Source organism: Paenibacillus sp. OV219 (assembly GCF_900110075.1).
Classification (GTDB): Bacteria; Bacillota; Bacilli; order Paenibacillales; family Paenibacillaceae; genus Paenibacillus_Z.
In genome coordinates, this window is sequence record NZ_FOCJ01000001.1 from 1,159,117 (window position 1) to 1,179,036 (window position 19,920).

18 protein-coding genes are annotated in these 19,920 nt (G+C 50.9%); 15 read left to right on the plus strand and 3 right to left on the minus strand.

The genetic code is table 11. From position 1 onward, the window contains the following. Nucleotides 1-2: 2 nt before the first annotated feature. Nucleotides 3-1,769: a sigma-54 interaction domain-containing protein gene (locus tag BMY11_RS05205; protein WP_090573363.1), complete on the minus strand. Its 1,767-nt coding sequence runs from the start codon at nucleotides 1,767-1,769 to the stop codon at nucleotides 3-5. 222 nt (nucleotides 1,770-1,991) lie between these two features. On the opposite strand from BMY11_RS05205, the gene BMY11_RS05210 reads away from it, so the two are divergent. The 5 genes from BMY11_RS05210 to BMY11_RS05230 all read left to right on the plus strand — a co-directional run bounded on the left by BMY11_RS05210 (nucleotide 1,992) and on the right by BMY11_RS05230 (nucleotide 8,366). Further along, complete coding sequence (locus BMY11_RS05210) at nucleotides 1,992-2,906, plus strand: proline dehydrogenase family protein (RefSeq protein WP_090573364.1); 915 nt, start codon at nucleotides 1,992-1,994, stop codon at nucleotides 2,904-2,906. Nucleotides 2,907-2,942: 36 nt separating this feature from the next. Continuing rightward, nucleotides 2,943-4,517, plus strand: coding sequence for an L-glutamate gamma-semialdehyde dehydrogenase (gene pruA, locus BMY11_RS05215; RefSeq protein ID WP_090573365.1), 1,575 nt, complete (start codon nucleotides 2,943-2,945; stop codon nucleotides 4,515-4,517). A gap of 99 nt (nucleotides 4,518-4,616) precedes the next feature. Further along, on the plus strand, nucleotides 4,617-5,870 hold the full coding sequence (locus BMY11_RS05220; RefSeq protein ID WP_090573366.1) for a Glu/Leu/Phe/Val family dehydrogenase: 1,254 nt from the start codon (nucleotides 4,617-4,619) through the stop codon (nucleotides 5,868-5,870). Between the two features lies 1 nt (nucleotide 5,871). After that, the gene (locus BMY11_RS05225) at nucleotides 5,872-7,278 is read left to right on the plus strand and encodes an NAD-dependent malic enzyme (RefSeq protein ID WP_090573367.1); all 1,407 of its coding nucleotides are present in this window, start codon (nucleotides 5,872-5,874) and stop codon (nucleotides 7,276-7,278) included. A 656-nt stretch (nucleotides 7,279-7,934) separates the two neighbouring features. Next, on the plus strand, nucleotides 7,935-8,366 hold the full coding sequence (locus BMY11_RS05230) for a VOC family protein (protein WP_090573368.1): 432 nt from the start codon (nucleotides 7,935-7,937) through the stop codon (nucleotides 8,364-8,366). Nucleotides 8,367-8,616: 250 nt separating this feature from the next. Here BMY11_RS05230 and BMY11_RS05235 read toward each other — a convergent pair whose 3' ends face one another. After that, nucleotides 8,617-9,417 (minus strand): MORN repeat-containing protein, encoded by an 801-nt coding sequence (locus tag BMY11_RS05235; protein WP_177182502.1) that lies wholly within the window; start codon nucleotides 9,415-9,417, stop codon nucleotides 8,617-8,619. Nucleotides 9,418-9,605: 188 nt separating this feature from the next. Between BMY11_RS05235 and BMY11_RS05240 the strand changes: the two genes are divergently transcribed. Next, a complete protein-coding gene (locus BMY11_RS05240) occupies nucleotides 9,606-10,547 on the plus strand; it encodes a methylenetetrahydrofolate reductase (RefSeq protein ID WP_090573370.1) in 942 nt (313 codons plus the stop codon). A 42-nt stretch (nucleotides 10,548-10,589) separates the two neighbouring features. Further along, a complete protein-coding gene (locus tag BMY11_RS05245) occupies nucleotides 10,590-11,057 on the plus strand; it encodes an ankyrin repeat domain-containing protein (protein WP_256217326.1) in 468 nt (155 codons plus the stop codon). Between the two features lie 68 nt (nucleotides 11,058-11,125). Here BMY11_RS05245 and BMY11_RS28735 read toward each other — a convergent pair whose 3' ends face one another. Further along, on the minus strand, nucleotides 11,126-11,272 hold the full coding sequence (locus tag BMY11_RS28735; protein ID WP_177182413.1) for a hypothetical protein: 147 nt from the start codon (nucleotides 11,270-11,272) through the stop codon (nucleotides 11,126-11,128). Nucleotides 11,273-11,488: 216 nt separating this feature from the next. Here BMY11_RS28735 and BMY11_RS05250 point away from each other — a divergent pair, with 216 nt between their 5' ends. The 8 genes from BMY11_RS05250 to BMY11_RS05285 are packed head-to-tail and all read left to right on the plus strand — an operon-like array spanning nucleotide 11,489 to nucleotide 19,909. Next, entirely contained in the window at nucleotides 11,489-12,553 is a 1,065-nt protein-coding gene (locus BMY11_RS05250) for a Gfo/Idh/MocA family protein (RefSeq protein ID WP_090573372.1), read from the plus strand. A gap of 25 nt (nucleotides 12,554-12,578) precedes the next feature. Then, a complete protein-coding gene (locus BMY11_RS05255) occupies nucleotides 12,579-13,685 on the plus strand; it encodes a Gfo/Idh/MocA family protein (protein ID WP_177182503.1) in 1,107 nt (368 codons plus the stop codon). Nucleotides 13,686-13,719: 34 nt separating this feature from the next. Then, on the plus strand, nucleotides 13,720-14,523 hold the full coding sequence (locus tag BMY11_RS05260; RefSeq protein ID WP_090573374.1) for a sugar phosphate isomerase/epimerase family protein: 804 nt from the start codon (nucleotides 13,720-13,722) through the stop codon (nucleotides 14,521-14,523). Between the two features lie 29 nt (nucleotides 14,524-14,552). Beyond that, entirely contained in the window at nucleotides 14,553-15,983 is a 1,431-nt protein-coding gene (locus BMY11_RS05265) for a sulfatase family protein (RefSeq protein ID WP_090573375.1), read from the plus strand. After that, nucleotides 15,976-16,974 carry a Gfo/Idh/MocA family protein gene (locus tag BMY11_RS05270; protein WP_090573376.1) on the plus strand — a complete coding sequence of 333 codons (999 nt, stop codon included), beginning with the start codon at nucleotides 15,976-15,978 and terminating at the stop codon, nucleotides 16,972-16,974. Before BMY11_RS05265 ends, BMY11_RS05270 begins: the two co-directional genes overlap by 8 nt. Nucleotides 16,975-16,999: 25 nt before the next feature. Then, the gene (cysC, locus tag BMY11_RS05275; protein WP_090573377.1) at nucleotides 17,000-17,560 is read left to right on the plus strand and encodes an adenylyl-sulfate kinase; all 561 of its coding nucleotides are present in this window, start codon (nucleotides 17,000-17,002) and stop codon (nucleotides 17,558-17,560) included. Beyond that, nucleotides 17,557-18,990 (plus strand): sulfatase family protein, encoded by a 1,434-nt coding sequence (locus tag BMY11_RS05280; RefSeq protein ID WP_090573378.1) that lies wholly within the window; start codon nucleotides 17,557-17,559, stop codon nucleotides 18,988-18,990. The genes cysC and BMY11_RS05280 overlap by 4 nt, the downstream gene beginning before the upstream one ends. A 37-nt stretch (nucleotides 18,991-19,027) precedes the next feature. Beyond that, a complete protein-coding gene (locus tag BMY11_RS05285; protein WP_090573379.1) occupies nucleotides 19,028-19,909 on the plus strand; it encodes an AraC family transcriptional regulator in 882 nt (293 codons plus the stop codon). Nucleotides 19,910-19,920 lie beyond the last annotated feature (11 nt).

Here is a 19,920-nt window from a genome sequence, read left to right on the forward strand (position 1 = left end):
CGTTATTCCAGCCCGAATTCTTTCATCTTGTTGTATAGTGTGCCGCGCGAGACGCCAAGGAGCTTCGCTGCCGCGCTCTTATTGCCCGCGGTCTTCGCTAACGCATCATGAATGAGCGTTTGCTCATCCGCTTCAGCGGCAACAGTTGGGCGCAGCCTATTCTCGGCCATTGCCGAAGCTGCGGCGAAGTTGGCATCGCTCAACTGCTGAAGCACTAAGCTAGGCTGCTTCGCTTGCAAGACAGGGGGCAGATGCTCGAGCGTAATCATATCGTCATCGCACAGAATGACACAACGCTCCAGCACATTGCGCAGCTCGAGGATGTTGCCTGGCCAACTGTAGTTCGAGAAGGCGAGCATCACTTCCGGCGACAGGGAAGGGAGTGGCTTCTGATACTGCAGCGAGAATTGCTTCAAGTACATTTGAATCATTGCCGGAATGTCTTCGATCCTCTCGCGCAGCGGCGGGATCGCAATAGAAACGACATTAAGCGCGTAATAGAGATCGGCGCGGAATGTGCCTTTCTCGACTTTAGCGGCGAGATCCTGCGTCGATGCCGCAATAACTCGCGTGCGCAGCTCGATAGGTTTATTGCCTCCTGAACGCACAATGGTCTGCTGCGACAGATAATGGTACAGCTTCGCCTGAAGCTCGAGCGACAGCCGGTCGATCTCATTCAAGAACAGCGTGCCATCTTTCGCAAGCTCTAGCTTGCCGGCTTGTCCAGCTTCGCTGCCGGTAAACGCGCCGCCTTGGAATCCGAACAGCTCGCTCTCGAGCAGGCCCATTGGCACGGTACCGCAATTGGCGGAGAGGAACGCCTGCTCCGCGCGCGGGCTGGAGTTGTGAATGATCTGCGCGAGCTGCTCTTTGCCAACTCCGCTCTCTCCTATGAGCAGAACAGGAGTGTCAGCAGCCGCAACCTTACGTGCCCATTGAATGACGCGGAAGATGGCAGGACCTTTTCCTTTTACAAGCGAGAATAGCTCCGTATTCGCCGTCCGATGCTGATGGGCGTAAGTATGGGCGCTCGTCAGCTCTTCATTCAGCTTCACCAGCTGAGTAATGTCCTGCTCAGCCGCGATTCCGCCGATAATCGTCCCTTCCGCATCGCGAACAGGGGAGGCATTAATAAGTACATGCGTGTCCGAGCGAGGACGGTGATACGTGTTGCGAATGAGTCTGCCCTCATCAAGAATTTTGAGCACCATAAGCGTTTCTTTCTCAAAATGCTCCCCGATTCGCCGACCCAAAATATCCGCCTTAGGCAAATGATAAATATCTTCGGCGACCGGATTCCAGCAAATAACCTCGCCGCTTCGATCCACGACAGTAACCGCTTCTGTAACCGTCTCTGCCAATGTGGAGAAATAGGCTGACCAACGCTGCTGTTCCTTCATACTGTGGCTCAGTAGCTTATTTAGAGGCACATAGCCAATAATGGTTTCACTGTTATCAGCCCTAATGACTAGTGGACGATCGTTCAGTAATTGAAGTTCCGATTGCAAATCGGTGGAGCTGTTACAAATAGTCGCGTAATAAGGGAAGTCCCGTAGCGCTTCCACAGCATCCATATCGCGATTCATGAAGCAGCGTTCAATAATAGGGAGCTCCTCTGGCAAAATCAGAATAGAGCGATCAGCGTGATCTGCAAGCTCGATGATTGCAGCGGATTTCTCCGTGAGCGCATGGAGCACATGTTCAATTGTTGCGCCAGTAGGAAGCGAAATGAAATTGGTGTACAAGTAGTGCTGTTCAATTTTGAACATAGATGTCCTCTCCGCTTACTGTGATTTGCATCAAATTTAACATACCTTCAACACTTAGATCAATCATTGTCTCATTAATCTGTCAATTATGTTCTGTATAATTGTCCAGTGCAGTGGATAAACATGAATTTTGAACATATACTGTTCAAATCATAAATATTATTGTACAATTCATGTAGAGAAATTGAACAACAGTGTACAACTCCAACGGGGGTATAAAATATGGAAATGATGCTGCGCAACATGTTTCAAGCGCTGGGCAAGAGTCGGTCAGCGAACCGACTTGCCAAGAAATATGGACTGCGCTTTGGAGCAGCGCGTTTCGTTGCTGGCGAGACAATTAAACAATCGATCGAAGCCGTGCGCAATTTAAATGACGATGGCCGCGTCGCAACGTTGGACCATCTTGGTGAATTTGTATTTAGTGAAGCGGAAGCAGCAGAGTCTGCAGACATGTGCATTCAGACGCTGGATGCGATCGCAAACTCAGGCGTGCAATCGAACTTATCGCTCAAGATGACGTCACTTGGCCTCGATATTAGCAAAGAGCTATGCGTGAGCAATATGAAGCGTATCCTGAGCCGGGCCCAAATGCACAATAATTTCGTTCGTATCGACATGGAAGATCACGCGCATTGCCAAGTATCGTTGGATATTTACCGCGAGCTTCGTCAAGAATTCGATAATGTCGGTATCGTGATTCAAGCTTACTTGTTCCGCACTGAGCAAGACATTGTCGATCTGAACGAGCTAAACGCTAACCTTCGTCTCGTGAAAGGCGCATATAAGGAGTCGCCTGAGGTTGCTTTTCCAGAGAAGAAGGACGTCGATGAGAATCTTAAGAAGATCATCAAGCAACACTTATTGAATGGCAATTATGCAGCTGTCGCTTCTCACGACGAGGCGATCATTAATTATACGAAGACGCTTGTGCAAGAAAATGGTATCGCGAAGGACCGCTTCGAGTTCCAGATGCTGTACGGCATTTGCGAAGATTTGCAGAAGCAGCTCACTGGCGAAGGCTACAGAGTACGCGTCTATGTTCCTTATGGCGTCGATTGGTTCGGTTATTTCATGCGCCGCCTTGCGGAGCGTCCGGCCAATGTATGGTTCGTGCTTAAGAACATGTTTAAATAAAATAACCGGATATACGGAGAGGAGCCTTACCCTACCATGACAACAACACCTTACACACAAGTGAAACCATATGCGAATGAGCCGTTTACGAACTTCACACTCGATGAGAACAAGCAAGCAATACAAGCAGCGATTGCGAAAGTAAAGACAGAGCTTGGACGGGGCTACCCGCTTACAATCGGCGGCGAGAAGATCGAGACGGAAGCAAAAATCACGTCGATCAACCCAGGTAATGTGGACGAAATTATCGGTTATGTGAGCAAAGCGGATCAGCAGCTGGCTGAACAAGCGATGCAAGCTGCACTCGCAACTTTCGAGACTTGGAAGAAGGTTCCTGCTCGCGAGCGTGCGGAATATCTGTTCCAAGCTGCGAAGCTAATGCGTGAGCGCAAGCATGAATTCTCCGCACTCATGATGCTCGAATCCGGCAAGAACTATGTAGAGGCTGACGTTGATACAGCAGAAGCGATCGACTTCCTGGAGTTCTATGCGCGTGAAGCGATTCGTCTGAGCAAAGTCGATGAAACGTTGCCGCTCGCGAAGATTCCAGGCGAAGACAACCATGTCACTTACATTCCGCTTGGCGTTGGCGTTGTTATACCACCGTGGAATTTCCCGCTTGCGATCTGTGTGGGCATGACGGCAGCCGCAGTTGTATCAGGCAACACAGTATTGCTGAAGCCGGCATCGACGACTCCGGTAATCGCGCATAAATTTATTGCGCTGATGGAAGAAGTGGGCTTGCCAGCTGGCGTCATCAACTTCATTCCAGGCAGCGGTGCTGAAGTAGGCGACTACTTGACGACTCATCCGAAGACTCGCTTCATTAGCTTTACAGGCTCCAAGGAAATCGGTCTTCGTATTAACAAGCTTGCGGCAGACACGGTTCCAGGCCAAATCTGGATCAAGCGCGTTATTGCGGAGATGGGCGGTAAAGATGGTATCGTCGTTGACGAAACGGCAGATCTGGAAGCAGCAGCGACTGCTATCGTGGCAGCGGCATTCGGCTTCCAAGGCCAGAAGTGCTCTGCTGGCTCTCGTGCGATCATCGTTGAATCGGTATACGATCAAGTTGTCGAACGCGTAGCGGAACTGACAAAGCAGCTGCAGGTTGGACCGCAGGAAGACAATTATGCAATTGGTGCGGTTATTGATAAAACGTCTTATGATCGTATCCTTGATTATATTGAAGTCGGCAAGCAAGAAGGTACACTGCTTGCAGGCGGCGGCGCAGCAGAAGGCAATGGCTACTACATTCAACCGACTGTATTCGGCGATGTGAGCGGCAAGGCGCGCATCATGCAGGAAGAAATCTTCGGACCCGTTCTTGCGATTGCGAAAGCAAAGGATTGGCAAGAAGCGATTGCGATGTACAACGATACAGAGTTCGGTCTGACAGGCTCGTACTTCTCGACAGACGAAGCGCGCATCGAAGTGGCACTTGAGACTGTACACTGCGGTAACCTATACATTAACCGTAAGTGTACAGGAGCTCTTGTAGGCGTGCATCCGTTCGGCGGCTTCAATATGTCCGGTACGGATTCCAAAGCAGGCGGTTACGACTATTTGCTGCTCTTCTCGCAAGCGAAACTGACTTCCCGCAAAATGTAATGAGCTTTGCGGCCCTCTACCTAGCTGGTTAGAGGGCCTTCTCTATGCACATAAATAGCTGAGGCAGCAGGTTCTTCACTTACCAAGGGGGATAACAAGATGCTTAAGGTCAAAGAAAATGTCGATGTACTCGCAAGAACACAGCAAGTCATTGAAACGGCTTTAACTAAGTTTGGTTTTGATAGCGCTTACTATGAGCTGCTGAAGGAGCCATTACGACTTTTGACAGTTCGAATCCCGGTTAAGATGGACGATGGTAAAGTGAAAGTGTTTACTGGCTACCGTGCTCAGCACAACGATGCTGTTGGCCCGACGAAAGGCGGCGTTCGGTTCCACCCGGATGTCACAGTCGAAGAAGTGAAAGCGCTCTCGATGTGGATGAGTATCAAATGCGGCTTAACGAATTTGCCGTATGGCGGGGGCAAAGGAGGTATTCAGTGCGATCCGCGCACGATGTCTCTTGGCGAGCTTGAACGGCTTAGCAGAGGGTACGTACGCGCGATTAGCCAGATCGTCGGCCCTTCCAAGGATATTCCAGCGCCAGATGTGTTTACGAATGCGCAGATTATGGCGTGGATGATGGACGAGTATAGCCGGATCCGCGAGTTCGATTCGCCAGGCTTCATCACAGGGAAGCCGCTTGTGCTTGGCGGTTCGATTGGCCGCGAATCCTCGACGGCACAAGGCGTGAGCATTGTGCTGCATGAAGCGGCAGCCGTTCTCGGCATTCCGATTGGGGGCGCTCGCATTATCATTCAAGGCTTCGGTAACGCCGGCAGTTACTTGGCAAAGTTTCTTCATGAGGCAGGCGCTCTGGTAGTAGGCATCTCAGATGCGGCGGGGGCGCTGTACAATCCGAATGGTCTCGACATCGAATATTTGATGGACCGCAGAGATTCATTCGGCTGTGTGACGAACCTATTTCCAAACCGGATTACAAATGAGGAATTATTGATCCAAGATTGCGATATCCTAATTCCAGCAGCAATTGAGAACCAGATCACTGAAGATAACGCATACTTGATTAAAGCGAAGCTGCTCGTTGAGGCTGCGAACGGACCGACGACGCAAGCGGCTACGGAAATTTTGACAAAACGTGGTATTATGATTGTACCGGATGTGCTTGCGAGTGCAGGCGGCGTAGTCGTATCGTACTTTGAATGGGTGCAGAACAATCAAGGGTTCTATTGGAGCGAAGAAGAAGTGAACACACGGCTCAAGAAAATTCTCGTCGATGCGTTCAATAACGTGTACCAAACTTCGCTTGAGAAGAAGACGGACATGCGTCTGTCGGCATATATGGTTGGACTGAAGCGAACAGCTGAAGCTATGAAATGGCGGGGGTGGGTATAAGATGGCAAAAACAAGTATCATCTTTCGACTTGAGCTGGATCATAAGAAAGTAACCTTTGCAGATGTAGCGGCAACGCTAAGTAAAGCAGGAGGCGACATTACGTCCATCGACGTCATTCGTCCAGGACATGATACTTCGACGCGCGACATTACGGTGGATCTGCCGGATAAGAACGAAGCGGCGGCGGTTGACGCGCTGCGTAATCTCGATGGTATTACTGTGATTAACGTTTCAGACCGGACATTCCTCGTTCACTTAGGGGGCAAAATCACCATTCAACCGACGCTTCCGATTAAGAATCGCGACGACTTGTCCAAAGTGTACACGCCTGGTGTGGCGAAGGTCTGCGCAGCGATTGCGGAGAATCAGAACAAAGCGTACTCGCTTACGATCAAGCGGAATACAGTTGCCGTCGTTACGGATGGCACAGCGGTGCTCGGTCTCGGTGACATTGGACCGCATGCTGCGGCGCCTGTTATGGAAGGAAAAGCGATGCTGTTCAAGCAGCTTGCTGGCGTTGACGCCTTCCCAATCTGCCTCGATACGAAGGATACGGAGGAGATTATTCGCACCATTAAGGCAATGAGCCCGATCTTCGGCGGTATCAATCTGGAGGATATCAGCTCTCCGCGCTGCTTCGAGATTGAGACTAGGCTCGCGGACGAGTTGGACATCCCTGTATTCCATGATGATCAGCATGGTACGGCGGTTGTCGTTATTGCAGGCTTGCTTAATGCACTCAAAGTGGTCGGCAAGCGAATAGAGAACATTCGCGTCGTCGTCAACGGCATTGGCGCAGCTGGTGTTTCGATCTGTAAAATGCTCCTGCAAGCAGGCGTGAAGCGTCTCGTTCCGGTTGATCGTGACGGAGCAATCGTCCGCGGAGGCAGCTACGATCATCATCCGATGTGGCAATGGCTTGCGGAACAGCCGCAGGTTGAAGCGCAAGCAGGGGATCTGAAGACCGTCATCGCGGATGCAGACGTCTTTATCGGTGTCTCGCGTGGCCGCTTGTTGGGTGAAGAGGACGTGAAGAAGATGGCGCCGGGCAGTATCGTATTCGCAATGGCGAACCCAGAGCCGGAGATATCACCGGAGGAGGCGCTGCCTCACGTCGCTGTGTTTGCGACCGGGCGCAGCGACTACCCGAACCAGATTAACAATGTGCTCGTGTTCCCAGGCTTATTCCGCGGAGCGCTTGACTGTCGTGCCCGCCGCATTAACGAGCCGATGAAGATGGCAGCTGCCCGCGCAATTGCTGCAGTCGTCTCCGGGAGCGAGCTGAATGAGCATTACATAATCCCGAGTATATTCAATGAGCAGGTCGTTGCCAATGTGCGCAAAGCGGTCATTGATGCCGCGATTCTAACGAATGTCGCACGCAGAACGCCGCCGGAGTTCCGATAGTTAATAGCACGAAAGGGCTTCCCATCATCACCTAGATGACGATGGGAAGCCCTTTTTCTTTAAAGGCTTAGTCTGGTTAAACAGGAAACTTCGCTGCCCGAATGTTCCTACGATCGCAGTTGTTTTCAGAATCGCGGGATTGACATGCTGAGTGCACATATATGATCTCTCGGCCAACTTTGGGAGCGATTCCCATGCTGAGAGAGCGTATTTGAACTCTCAGCTTCGCCCAGCTGCCGATTTCGGCTGGTTCCTTATCTGAGAGTGCTGAATCTGCACTCTCAGTGCTTCAATCTGCCGATTTCCATGCTGAGAGAGCGTATTTGATCTCTCAGCTCCGCCAAGCTGCCGATTTAGGCTGGTTCCTTATCTGAGAGTGTTGAATCTGTACTCTCAGAGCTTCAATCTGCCGATTTCCATGCTGAGAGAGCGTATTTGATCTCTCAGCTCCGCCAAGCTGCCGATTTCGGCTGGTTCCTTATCTGAGAGTGCTGAATCTGTACTCTCAGAGCTTCAATCGGCCGATTTTCGCGCTGAGAGAGCGTATTTGATCTCTCACCAAACTTTTCAGCGTGATTCTGATTTTACACGTGCGTCTCATATAATGGATCTGATATCAACGGATGATAAGTTGATGCGTAAGGGGCTGAGAGTCGATGGAATGGCAGGGCATACATCACATCGCATTAACGACCAAGGATTTAGAAGAGACAATCCGTTTTTATTCTGAAATGCTAGGTATGCAGTCCAGCCCTATCTTTCCGGCTAATCCGTTTCACGGGCGGCATGCTTTTATCCATCCAGGAGCTCCTGCAACAGCATTGGGCCTTCATTTCTTTGAGGTTGCTGACGCTCAGATCCACACCCATCCCGAAGCGCTGCAGCGGCTCACCTTCATTCCCGGTGCAATGCAGCATATTGCTTTTGCGCTTCAAGATGAGGCTGCCGGATTGCTCATGCGTAATCAACTGGAAAGTCGCCAGATTGAGATGACCGCCTTGCTCAGCAACGGGCCGACGCGAAGCTTCGGGTTTCTAGATAATAACGGCATTCAGCTGGAGGCAATCTGGCCTAAGCCACCGCAATGATCATTTCATAGGAGATGATTCCTGGATATGCTCTGGAGTCATCTTTTATTTCACTAAGCGGGCATTTTGCGAGCTATATCCTGCGATTAGGAATATTTCATTCCTTCGATGAGGTGACTCGCTTATTTTCCAATCATAGCCCATCTCGCCTTTAATTAGTTCAATCGGGCTTTTAATGTCGTTCGTTTTACGCCACTTCCCACGAATGATTTTGCCTTGTACGAGGCTGTTCCAAATGTACGTCCCATCGCTAGAAATAATCAGCCCGCCGTTTAGTGCTCCTACGCTTGTCTTCGTGATGTAATAGTCTTCTGTCTCGAGGCTCACAGTCGAGCCAGGTATGTACACTTGATAAGTATGACAGATGAGAGACATCGTCCGGATTGATCGTGAACTGAATTGTACCCTTTGCATTGGCGCTCGGCACACTCCACGTTCCGCTTAAATGATTGACATCGGTCATTCGAACAGTAATTGTATTGCTAGGAAAATCATATACATTCCCTTTATAAGTACGACTTACTTGACTAAATACGAGCTTATCGCTTTGTACTTTGCCTTGGTTCGTATCCACATAGCCATAAACAATCTCGTCCCAGACAATTGTTCCGCTGAAAGTGCCTATCTGCGCATCATAATGATCAAACGTGATGTACAAGAAATCACCATACGCTTTGCCGTTCTGGAGGGAAGAGCCGTAATTACGTTTCCCCGACTTTAATGCCGTTAACACCGTGTACTTCGCTAGAACGCTATTAATAAACTTGCCGGTTACTTTCTTCCCATTCGCGTAATAGAGTGTTCCGTTGCCATCGATCATACCATTCTTAAATTCACCTACATACTTCTTCACATCGCCCTTTGGATACGTCAATGTTCCCTTGCCATGCGGAACTCCATTCACCAGCTGTCCGGTATACTTGCTGCCGTCCTTGTACTTTATGCTGTCTTGTTTGGCTGCCGCTGCAGCTGCCGCAGGCGATTCACGAAGACCTCTAGTTACGGTGAAAATCAAAATCATGCTTAGTACAATACAGAGAATGCGTTTCAATCCGTTCCCCATCTCCATTATTTTCCAAACCAAGGCAATTCGATTATATCAGAGGACTTCTAACTTTAGACTTTGACAGGGATATGATTTAAAATCTAATCGTCAACTAATAAAGGAGAAACGCTTTTTAGGTCGAAAGATAACGATAACGGAATATAGATACAAAAAGGAGCAAGGAAGTGGAGCAAATGTTACGTGATAAACTATTAGCGAAGAAGCCCGGCATCATTTCTTATGGCATGACGCCGCCGAAGGCAACAAACACGACGGAGAAAATTGCGGAGATTGCGCAGAAGCAGTGTGAACGGCTGCGTGACCTCGAGCTTGATGCACTCATCCTTTATGATGTTCAGGAAGAGGCGGACCGGATCGAGCAGGAGCGTCCGTTTCCTTATTTGCAGACGGTATCACCGGATACATACAGTAAGCAGTATTTGAGCGGGCTTGATGTACCCAAGATTATCTATAAATGCGTTGGCAATTATTCAGAGGCTGAATTTACAGATTGGGCGACAAGTGACGCTGATCAGGACAAGTATTCGGTATTTGTCGGCAGCAGCTCGAATAGACAGCATGTGCATCTGGGGCTGAAGGATGCCTATCAGTTAAGCAAGCAGCACAACCGAAACCTTACTTTCGGAGGCGTCATCATCCCTGAACGGCATATGACGAAGCAGGACGAGCATCTACGGGTCGTAAGCAAAATGAAAAATGGCTGCGATTTCTTCGTCACACAAGCGATCTACAACGTAGAGGCTTCGAAGAACTTCTTGTCCGATTACTATTACTACTGCAATGAGAACGGTATCGACATGGTTCCGATTCTGTTCAATTTGGCGCCTTGCGGCTCAACGAAAACGCTGGAGTTCATGAAGTGGCTCGGCATCAGCATTCCGAAATGGCTGGAGAATGACTTAAAATATTCGAGCGATGTACTGGATCAATCGATTCGTCATTGCCAAAAAATATTCGAAGAAATATTCGAATACGGTCTCGAGAAGGGCATCCCGATTGGCTGCAGTATCGAGAGTGTTTCGACGCGGAAAGTCGAGATTGATGCTTCCGTACAGCTTGTGAAGAACATTAAGTCTGTTCTGAACAAGAAGCTTAATCACACGGCTGTGAAGTAGTGTATGTCAGCAGCGTAGAGCAGAAACCACTGGAAGAACTCGATCGTTAATGGGGTTAATAAAACGATGTCAGTCGCCCCGAGGCTACGCGGCGGCACCACCTATATTCCTCTTCGCTTCATGAGCGACGCTACAGGCGGTCAACTCATTCTCTATGGGAAAGACGGAGGGAATGTTGCCTGGTTCCTCTCTGCCAACCAACAGATGCTGGAGAGAGCCTTATACCGTGTCGATCTTGTAACAACGGAGAAATGGCTGAAGCTTGGCGCGGATCCATCTGTTGAGCTTGATCCCGGCATCCTGCACAGCGCAATATCGAACAACAGAATTAACATGGTTAAATATCTGCTTGATAACGGTGCAGACCCGACTCTTGATTCTTTCATTGGCTCACCGCTTGAAATTGCCAAACGCGACGCCTCGTATGAGATTATCCAGCTCGTAGAGAGCTACTTGAACAAGGATGGCATCAACGATGAGACCGTGCATGAATCAGCAACAGCCGAGTAATCCATAACCTATAATAATAGTAAAGCCGTCTTCAGGAGGACATGATTCTCCGAAGACGGCTTTTTTCTTTACCCAGTAGAAGGGCTATTCGGTACATGACCTTTCTGGTTGCGGTTGCGATCGGTAGAGCCTGCAACGTCATTCTCGGCCTGGCTGTCCTTCATTTCCATCGCCTGCATCTTCGCGCCATACGGCTGGTTCTTCTTGCGGGACACGCTGCTTCCTCCCTTCACAAGCGTCTATTCTTGCTTAGACAAGCTATTCTAGATTGCCCAATCGGCTTTGAATCCAATCCATTTATTTGATAATCCGTCCGAATCGGAGAATTTATTGTCCAGATCAGCCATGAATTGATTGGATGAGACACGTATGATGAGAATAGTAACCGTTTCCATGAGCAGTCCCAATACCATTCATGACGGAGGGAATGTATGAATGAGACGAAAGGCGTTGGTATTCTCGGCTTCGCGCACGGCCATGTCAACGTTTATTGTGAAGAATGGAAAAACGCAGAGTTAGGCGTTAAAGTAATCGCCGGTTGGGATCATGACGCTGCTAGGCTAGAGACCGCCAAAGGCAGTTTCGGCTTGGAAGTGTATGAGCATGCAGCCGATCTGCTGAGTCGAGATGACATTGACGCTGTTGTCATAGGCGCAGAGACATCCAGACATGTCGATCTTGTCGAGCTGGCCGCGTCACATGGCAAAGCGATTATCGTGCAGAAGCCAATCGCGCTGACCATGGCGGAAGCAGACCGGATCGTTCAAGCGGTGGAGCGTCATCAAGTGCCGTTCACGCTTGCTTGGCAGATGCGCGTCGATCCGCAAAATGTTCAGATGAAGGAATGGATCACGAGCGGCGAGCTCGGTCAAGTGTTTATGGTACGTCGCAGACACGGTCTGCCGATGGGGTTAAACGCTGATTTTGCAAACTCTTGGCATGTCGATCCTGCATTGAACCGTGATATTTGGGCGGATGATTCGTCGCACCCGATTGATTTCATCCACTGGCTGCTAGGTGAGCCGGAGAGCATCACAGCCGAGCTCGGCTCGCTGTATAATCCGCGAATCCCGAATGACAATGGCATCGCGATCTTCCGTTATCCGAATGGACCGATTGCCGAAGTTAGCTGCTCGTTCACTTGCAACGCAGCACAGAATACGACAGAAATTATCGGCGAGCACGGTACGGTTGTTCAGAACTACGGCGATGCGATCAGCTGTAATGTGCCAAGGCCGACGGACGGAGCAGGTTTACTTAAATATACGGCATCAACCGGGGAGTGGACGGCTAGCGAAATCGCCTCACCAGCGAGCCATGTTGCCCGGCTGCGAGGCTTGGCGAGACCGCTGGCTGAGTTTTTGCACGGAAAACGGGAGCCGATTGCGACCGCAGAGGAAGGCCGCACATCACTGCGCATGGTGCTCGCTACATATGTAGCTTCACAAGAAGGACGCCGCATTTCGTTGAGTGATGCGAAGATTGAAGCGGTATAAACAACATTTTGAGGAGGAAATAGAAATGGCAGTTAAGATCGGTATTGTTGGTATGAACGGAATCGGGAATCATCACGCTGTTTGTCATAAGGAAGATGAGTTGGCGGATCTGGTCGCAGTGTGCGACGTAGTGAAGGAGCGCGCAGATGCTGCGGCTGAGAAGTATGGTGTGAAGGCGTACTACAGCCTGAAAGAAATGATCGAGAACGAACCGGACATTGAAGTCATTGACGTCACGACAGGCGGGATCGACAACGGCAGCTGGCACTTTGAGCCGGCGATGGAAGCGATCAGCTATGGCAAGCATGTGCTCGTTGAGAAGCCACTGTGCCACGATATTCGTGAGGCGCGAGAGCTAGTTGCCTTCGCAGAGAAGAAGAAGGTTTATCTCGGCTGCAACCTGAATCACTACTTCACAGAGCCTGCTGCTAAGGGCAAGCAATATGTAGAGAACGGCGAAATTGGCGAGCTCGTCTACTGTCTGGCGAAGATGGGCTTCAATGGCGGGGAAGCGAACTACGGACTTGCAGGCTCGGATAAAGTGAAAGGCCATCCGTACTTCCATATGAAGGCGTTCCTGACACATCCACTCAGCGTCATGCGGCACTTCTGCGGCGATATTACGCACATCCAGACGTTCTCAGACCGTCCAGGCTTCAGACGTAATGCGGGAGATGTTATGGCATCGATCAACTCCATTCATGTCAAGTTCCAGAACGGCGGCGTCGGCTATCTGCTCAGTCAGCGCGGTGATGCGGTTTATGGTCTCGGCGGCTGGTGGAGCCTTGAAATGGCAGGCTCAAAAGGCACGTTCTGCATCGAGAACTGTGTCGAGAAGATCTCGTACTGGAAGGCAGAGAAGGGTGTACCTGCGATCAGTACGCCGATAGTGCCAGAAGTAACGGATTACGGCACGACGGACTTCAACCGCACGTTCAACAACCGCTTGCATGCGTTCCTGGAGGATGTATCGAACAAAGTATCGTTCGATCAGCTGCGTGCGAACGGACGCGACGCGCTCGCTGTACTGGAATACACATTCGCGGTAATTGAGTCGTATGAGCGCGGAGGCGAGATGGTTCGTCCACATCCATTGCCGCCACTGCACGGCGATCCGCTGTTCCTTAAATAATAATCGAACTTGAAGCATAGGAGGCTATCATTCCATGATTAAATTAGGCGTAAATTCGGTCTTATTCAAAGAGTATGATTTCGCACAAGCAGCTCGTTCCATCGCGGCATGTGGCTACGATGGTGTTGAAATTTCTGCAATTCAAGGGATGTGCGAGCACCTTGACCTCAGCCGCTGGAGCGAGCAGAAGGAAGAGCTGCAGTCCATTATGCAGGAGAATGGCTTGAAGTTTCTGTCGATGGAGGTTGCATCGCTTGATGAAGAGCGGCTCCGGCTTGCTTTTGAAGCGGCGGCTGCAATTGGCATCCCGGTCGTGAATATCGGCCCTGGCGGCAAGTCCGGCGTAGAAGAAGACTTGGCAGCCTCGATTGCCAACCTGACACGTTTATCCGAGATTGCCGACTCTTACGGCGTAACGCTCTGCGTTAAGGCGCATGTTGGCAATGCGATCTACAATACGCCGACGACGCTTGCCGCGATGGAGCAGATTTCATCCTCGTCGTTCGGAATTGACATGGACCCAAGTCATATTCACCGTTCAGGTGAGAATGCAGAAGAAGCTCTACCAGCGGTAATTAACCGCGTTAAACATATTCATATCCGCGATTGCAAAGGCAGAGCGCAAGGCCCTGGTCCAATTGAGCTGCAAGCTTGCGGCAGAGGCGATATCGATCTCTATGGCTACTGTGAAGCAATGGTGCAAGGCAGCTACGACGGACCGGTCGTGCTGGAAGTGATCGGCGCGCAACCTGCGCACACCTTGGATCAAGTGACAGCCGTTGCGGCTGAATCGTACGGCTATTTGAATGCTTGCTTGAAAAAACTCGGCGCACGCTAGCGCTACCCATATTAGGAGGCGAAATTCTAATGTCCGCAAAAAAACCTAACGTTATCTTCTTCGGCATCGACAGCTTGCGCCGTGACCATATGAGCAGTTATGGCTATGACCGTCTAACGACGCCATATCTCGATAAACTAGCTTCACAAGGGGTACTGTTTGAGAAGCATTTCAGCCCTAGCATTCCGACGACACCGGCGTACGCTTCGATGCTGACTGGCATGGACGTCTTTGGGACGGATGTTGTGGCACTGCGCCATGAAGGACCACTCGGCGGTCACGTGCATACGCTTGCTGAAGTGCTTGAATCAAGCGGCTATAATACGACCTGTATCGGATTTACAGGTAATCCGTCCTCGCGCGGCTTCCAGAACTATCTCAATTATGAGTCATGGCTGCCAGACTCCGAGAGCGGTCGTGCGCCGAAGGCAGAGCTTCTGAATGATGTTGCAATTCCAGAGCTGGAGCGACTTGCAGCGGAAGACAAACCGTTCTTCCTGTTCATGCGCCATATGGACCCGCACTCCCCGTATTTGCCGCCTGCGCCATTCGAGCGGATGTTCTACGGCAAGGATGAGAGGGACTCGTCGAATCAATCGATGGAATCGGTATATAACTTCAAGCCGTTCGGGGACTACATCGGCTCATGGATCCCGGAAGGTACGACAGACCATGAATATGTGACCGCGCAATATGACGGCGCGATTGCTTATATGGATATTACGATTCAGACGCTCCTCACGAAGATTGCTGACATGGGCCTCGAAGAAGACACGCTTATTGTCATCACATCCGACCACGGCGAGACGCTGTATGAGCATGATTGCTACTTCGATCACCATGGTCTATATGATTGTACGCTCGTCGTTCCGCTCATTCTCAAATTCCCAGGACGCGTGCCATCAGGCCGCAGAGTGAGCGATGTCAGCCTGATCTCTGACATTATGCCAACAGTGCTTGATTTGCTGCAGATTGAGACGGACATTGCTTTTGATGGCCGCAAGTTAACGTCTGCAATCACGGGAACTGCAGAAGCGAGCACGCAGTTCAGCGAATTCTATATTACAGAATGCACATGGATGCGCAAACACGGCTGGCGTACGCCGGAATGGAAACTCATCTGTGCGCTTGAGCCGGATTTCCACTTCAAGCCTGAGATTGAACTGTACAACCTGACGAAGGACCCGCTCGAGAACGTGAATATCGCCGAGCAAGAGCCAGAGGTTGTCGCGTTCCTGACGCAGCGTATGCATGATTATATCGCAAGACGTGAGGAGCAGACGGGCCGGACGAATCCGATCTATACGAACACGAACTGGCATGGACAGAACAAAATTTTCACCTCTTCCCAAGAAGCCTACGACTCGCTATATATCGGCTCGATTAACGTAGCGCGCTCCCTGCAATCGAAGGAGAAGGTTCAAGAAGAACAGAAAGAGCCGGTAGAGAGCAATGATTAGAGTTGCTGTCGTCGGTGTGAATCACATCGGCAAGATTCATTGCGGGGTGTATAAGCGTCACCCCGATACCGTACTTGCCGCGGTGTGCGACTTGATGCCTGAGCGTGCAGCGGCAGCGGGCCGCGAGCACGGTGTACCGCACTATACCAATCTGAGCGTGCTGCTCGAACGTGAAGCAGTTGATGTGGTCATCGTTGCAACAGCAGGCATCGAGAAGGGCAGTCATCACTATGAACCCGTCATGATTGCCATTGAAGCAGGGAAATCGGTCTTCGTCGAGAAGCCGATTTCCAACAATATTGAAGAGGCGCGCCGAATGGTTGCTGCTGCCAGAGAAAAGGACATCAGGCTCGCATGCAATCTGAATCATCGCTTCACGCCAGCAGCTTATAAGGCGAAGGAGCTTATCGATGCCGGGAAGATCGGCACGGCGCTGTTCATTAACATGAGGCTGACGATCCGCAACCCGCAGGAGGATACCGAGTGGCTGCACATGCGCGCTCTGCATCCTCATTCCATTGATGTGATGCGTTACTTCGGCGGTGACATCAAGCGTGTACAGTCCTTCATGACGAAAGCGCCTGATCGCAGTTCTTGGTCGACGGTGTCCATTAACATGGAATTCGCATCCGGTGCGGTCGGTCATCTTACCGGCAGCTACGATATGTCGATGCGCCATCCGATTGAGTTCTGCGAAGTGGCGGGCAATGCCGGACGAATTATCGTGGACAATGTGTATGAGAGCATGACATACTATCCGCATGAATCCGACGAGCTGACCGTCGTGCGCAACTCGCTGTTCGGCGGCATGAAAGGCTTCGACGATACGTTCGATCAACGAATCAACCGTTTCATTGAGGAGCTTAAGGCGGGCGTGAAGCCTGAAGAAATCACAGCGTCCGGCGCAGACGCGCTCGCGGCGCAAGAAGTAATAGAAGCGGCAATACAATCGCATCAGCTTGGCGGCGTTCCAGTTACAGTCCCTGCCTAGGGATGCAGATGGAGGGGGAGCAAGCATGAACAACACCTATGGCTCGGTATTATGGTTCACCGGATTATCCGGAGCCGGCAAAACAACGACAGCGATGAGCGTAGAGAAGAAGCTCCGCGAACGCGGACGGCGCGTCGAGCTGCTCGACGGCGATGAGCTGCGCACCACCGTATGTAAAGGGCTCGGCTTCAGCCGAGAAGACCGGATTGAAAATGTGAAACGAATCGCTTATATCGCGAATTTGCTCTCCCGCAACGGGGTTGATGTGCTGGTCTCAGCCATCAGCCCTTATAAGGAGATGCGCGATTATGCAAGACAGCATATTGCTAATTACGTCGAGGTTTACGTGAATTGTCCACTTCATGTGTGCGAAATGCGCGATGTGAAGGGGTTATATGCGAAGGCGAGAGCAGGCGAGATCCAGCATTTTACCGGTATTACCGATCCGTATGAAGTACCGGAGAATCCAGAGCTCACGCTGTCTACGTCTAATGGAGCGCTCGAGCAGAACGTGCAAGCTGTGCTTGCTTTTCTGGAGCAAGCAGCGACATCATCGAGCATCAAGAAAGGAATTAGCCTTAGATGAAAATCATTCTAGTTTCACTCGATACGCTTCGTGCCTCGAGGCTGAGCGGATATGGCTATGGGAAGTCAACAAGTCCGCATCTGGACCAGATCGCGCGTGATGGGGTTCTGTTCGAGCGTGCCTACGCAGCAGATATTCCAACCGAGGTAGCCCATACGGGAGTATTCACTGGCAAAATCGGCCTGACAACCGGCGTCATCTCCCATGGCTCCGATCTGACACATTTGCCAAAGTCAGTCGAGTGGCTGCCAAACCTGCTTCGTTCAGCAGGCTTCACGACCGGCGCTGTCGATAATATGTACCAGCTCAAGGAATGGTTCGCACGCGGTTACAACTATTACATCAACTCTGTCGGCGGCAACCGCTGGATCGACGGGCGTAAGGTGAATGATCTGGCACTGCCATGGATCGAGCAGCATCAGGACGAATCGTTCTTCTTGTTCCTGCACTACTGGGATGCGCATACACCATATTTGCCGCCAGAATCGTATATCCCGCAGTTCTACGCCGAATCGAAGGACCCGTTCGATCCAAGCAATAAGAGCATGGAGCCTGCATATAATCACACAGCGTATCCGTTCTTTAAACATCACCATTACGACCTCGTCGGTCAAGTTACGGACACGGACTACTACGATGCGCTGTATGATGCAGAGATTCGCTATCTGGATGACCGTTTGAAGGAGCTTGACGATCATCTTCACAAACTTGGCATCCAAGAAGAAACGCTGCTCGTCCTGTTCGGAGATCACGGTGAAAGCTTGACTGAGCATGATATCTATTGGGATCACTGCGGACTCTATGAGCAAACGGTGCACGTTCCAATTATTATGCGCTGGCCGGGTAGAATTGCTGGCGGTCGAAGAGTGCCAGGGCTCGTTCAGCAAGTGGATCTGCTACCGACGTTGCTTGATGCGGTACGGCGTGAAGCGCCGGCGGGCATTGATGTGAGCAAGCTCACGGATCCTGCGGGACTCGACGGTATCAATTTGTGGCAAGCAATTGAAGGAGAATCCGATGGAGCGCACGAAACTATCTATTTGAGCGAGTGTGCATGGCAGGCGGCGAGGGGCATCCGAACGGGGCGGTATAAGTTTATCCGCACGTATGACTCAGGACCGTTCACGCGTCCGCCGCGGGAGCTGTATGATCTGGTACTTGATCCGGAAGAGAAGGTAAACCTTGCTGAGTCAAACCCAGCGCTCGCTGAATCATTCGAGCAACAGCTTGATGAGGTGGTAAGCCGTAAGCTTGGTGGACGGCCGGACCCGATGGTACAGCAGCTACAGGAGCGAGGGCTTCCGTTCAGACGCAGAATCGAGCAGATTCTGGCGGAGTCCGGCATGAGCTGGGAGGAATGGCAGCGCAATCCTGACCGGGAGAAGTTTGATAACGCCACATTAGCACACAGCCGCGCCAAATCGCATTAGCACTAGCATGGCATTTTGTCGTAGGGGGTGGGTGTGAATGAAAGACATACTAAGCAGCAACCGTTATATGAAAGTCGAGTTTCCGTTCTGGATCACCCGCACCGTGCAGGGCTCAATTGCAGAACATGGCCATGAGTTTGTCGAGCTTGTCTATGTCGTTCGCGGCAAAGGCATGCATGTATTCCAAGGAACACGCTATGAAGTTCATGCCGGGGACGTGTTTATTATTAATCCCGGAGAGACACATGCCTATGAGACGGAGAAGGGCGAGCAGATGGAGATTATTAACTGCTTGTTCATGCCTTCTTTTATACCAGATGCCTTGCTTACCGAGCTTGAAATTACCGGTTCCATGGACTACTTCTATGTACATCCGTTCCTCGATCATGATGTGCGCTTTAACCACCGGCTTAACCTGCACGGACAGGATGCGTCCAATGTATTGACCTTGCTCGAAAATATGATCCGAGAAATCAATAACCGCTCGATCGGTCATACGACGCTTATTCGCTTGCAGATGATTGAGCTGCTCATCCTGTTATCGCGCTACTATACGATGATGCCCCAGCAGCGGATTCACCCGTCGCCGCGCCAGCTGGACCGCGAAATGACCGCGAAACGGATCTATGGATATCTCGAGCGAAACTATGAGAAGAAAATCACCCTGCAGTCGCTGTCACTGCTGTTTACTGCGAGTATTCGGCAGTTGAATCGGCTTATGCAGGAAGAATACAACCGCAGCGTGTTCGAGGCGCTGCATGAAATTCGGATAGAACGCGCCAAGCATCTGCTGCTGGAGACCGAGGAGAAGGTAATTGTCGTCGCGACGATGGTCGGCTACGAGGATCAATCGTTCTTCAATCGGTTATTCATGCGTCATGTCGGCTGCTCGCCGAAGCAGTACCGCGTTACGGGCTAACGAAGAGGAGA

Coding starts and splice junctions, on each gene's coding strand:
- BMY11_RS05220 (WP_090573366.1), top strand. CDS start 4,617: ATGCTTAAGGTCAAAGAAAATGTCGATGTACTCGCAAGAACACAGCAA.
- BMY11_RS05230 (WP_090573368.1), top strand. CDS start 7,935: ATGGAATGGCAGGGCATACATCACATCGCATTAACGACCAAGGATTTA.
- BMY11_RS05210 (WP_090573364.1), top strand. CDS start 1,992: ATGGAAATGATGCTGCGCAACATGTTTCAAGCGCTGGGCAAGAGTCGG.
- BMY11_RS05265 (WP_090573375.1), top strand. CDS start 14,553: ATGTCCGCAAAAAAACCTAACGTTATCTTCTTCGGCATCGACAGCTTG.
- BMY11_RS05255 (WP_177182503.1), top strand. CDS start 12,579: ATGGCAGTTAAGATCGGTATTGTTGGTATGAACGGAATCGGGAATCAT.
- pruA (WP_090573365.1), top strand. CDS start 2,943: ATGACAACAACACCTTACACACAAGTGAAACCATATGCGAATGAGCCG.
- BMY11_RS05250 (WP_090573372.1), top strand. CDS start 11,489: ATGAATGAGACGAAAGGCGTTGGTATTCTCGGCTTCGCGCACGGCCAT.
- BMY11_RS05240 (WP_090573370.1), top strand. CDS start 9,606: ATGTTACGTGATAAACTATTAGCGAAGAAGCCCGGCATCATTTCTTAT.
- BMY11_RS05225 (WP_090573367.1), top strand. CDS start 5,872: ATGGCAAAAACAAGTATCATCTTTCGACTTGAGCTGGATCATAAGAAA.
- BMY11_RS05260 (WP_090573374.1), top strand. CDS start 13,720: ATGATTAAATTAGGCGTAAATTCGGTCTTATTCAAAGAGTATGATTTC.
- BMY11_RS05205 (WP_090573363.1), bottom strand. CDS start 1,769: ATGTTCAAAATTGAACAGCACTACTTGTACACCAATTTCATTTCGCTT.
- cysC (WP_090573377.1), top strand. CDS start 17,000: ATGAACAACACCTATGGCTCGGTATTATGGTTCACCGGATTATCCGGA.
- BMY11_RS05270 (WP_090573376.1), top strand. CDS start 15,976: ATGATTAGAGTTGCTGTCGTCGGTGTGAATCACATCGGCAAGATTCAT.
- BMY11_RS05285 (WP_090573379.1), top strand. CDS start 19,028: ATGAAAGACATACTAAGCAGCAACCGTTATATGAAAGTCGAGTTTCCG.
- BMY11_RS05280 (WP_090573378.1), top strand. CDS start 17,557: ATGAAAATCATTCTAGTTTCACTCGATACGCTTCGTGCCTCGAGGCTG.